Source organism: Neisseria sp. P0001.S005 (assembly GCF_051963715.1).
Genome location: NZ_JBQCTZ010000647.1, coordinates 1 through 422, shown reverse-complemented (window position 1 = coordinate 422; position 422 = coordinate 1). Strand labels below are relative to the sequence as shown.

Annotated in this window: 1 pseudogene; it reads left to right on the top strand. The window is 49.5% G+C overall.

From position 1 onward, the window contains the following. Positions 1-172: 172 nt before the first annotated feature. Positions 173-422: pseudogene (locus ACTHSP_RS22180) on the top strand (transposase); the annotation flags it as partial.

Below are 422 nucleotides of genomic sequence, written 5' to 3'. Positions count from 1 at the left end.
GGCGGCTTTGTATGGGGCCGGGAATGAAGACCTGGACAAATGGAGACTTTACATTGGGTAAAGGGATAAATGGATAGAGACCTTTGCAAAATTCCCCCAAATCCCCTAAATTCCTACCAAGACATTTAGGGGATTTTTCATGACCACCTTCTTTCAATAAACCGCACAAGCCATGATTGCCAAACACATCGACCGCTTCCCACTATTGAAGTTGGATCAAGTGATTGATTGGCAGCCGATCGAACAGTACCTGAACCGTCAAAGAACCCATTACCTTAGAGACCACCGCGGCCGTCCCACCTATCCACTGCTATCCATGTTCAAAGCCGTCCTGCGCGGACAATAGCACAGCCTCTCCGATCCCGAACTCGAGCACAGCCTCATCACCCGCGTCGATTTCAACCTGTTTTGCCGTTTTGACG